Consider the following 815-nt stretch of genomic DNA (forward strand, 5'->3'; position numbering starts at 1 on the left):
CCGAGGTGACGCGCGTCGCGCGCGAGGTGGGTTCGGAGGGCAAGCTTGGCGGTCAGGCGCGGGTCGAGGGTGTGGGCGGCACCTGGAAGGACCTGACCGACAGCGTGAACCTGATGGCCGCCAACCTGACCGGTCAGGTCCGCAACATCGCCGACGTGACCACCGCCGTCGCCAACGGCGACCTGTCCAAGAAGATCACGGTTCCGGTCAAGGGCGAGATCCTGGAGCTGAAGAACACCATCAACACCATGGTGGACCAGCTCAACAGCTTCGCATCCGAGGTGACGCGCGTCGCGCGCGAGGTGGGCTCCGAGGGCAAGCTGGGAGGTCAGGCACAGGTGCGCGGCGTCGCCGGCACCTGGAAGGACTTGACGGACAGCGTGAACCTGATGGCGGCCAACCTGACCGGCCAGGTGCGAAACATCGCGGAGGTCACCACGGCGGTCGCCAACGGCGACCTGTCCAAGAAGATCACCGTCGATGTGAAGGGCGAGATCCTGGAGCTGAAATCCACCATCAACACCATGGTGGACCAGCTCAACAGCTTCGCATCCGAGGTGACGCGCGTCGCCCGCGAGGTGGGTTCCGAGGGCAAGCTGGGCGGACAGGCGCAGGTGAAGGGCGTTGCCGGCACCTGGAAGGACCTGACCGACAACGTGAACGCGATGGCGACGAACCTGACCGGTCAGGTGCGAAACATCGCGGAGGTGACGACCGCCGTCGCGAACGGCGACCTGTCCAAGAAGATCACCGTCGATGTGAAGGGCGAGATCCTGGAGCTGAAATCCACCATCAACACCATGGTGGACCAGCTC

The 815-nt window shown here is 64.9% G+C and carries 1 protein-coding gene; it reads left to right on the forward strand.

Annotated features, from left to right (window positions below; all coding sequences use genetic code 11):
- On the forward strand, nucleotides 1-815 hold an 815-nt coding region (locus tag JUB11_RS33360; RefSeq protein WP_247886944.1), incomplete at both ends, for a HAMP domain-containing protein.

This window comes from Azospirillum sp. SYSU D00513 (assembly GCF_017356015.1).
Lineage (GTDB): Bacteria > Pseudomonadota > Alphaproteobacteria > Azospirillales > Azospirillaceae > Azospirillum.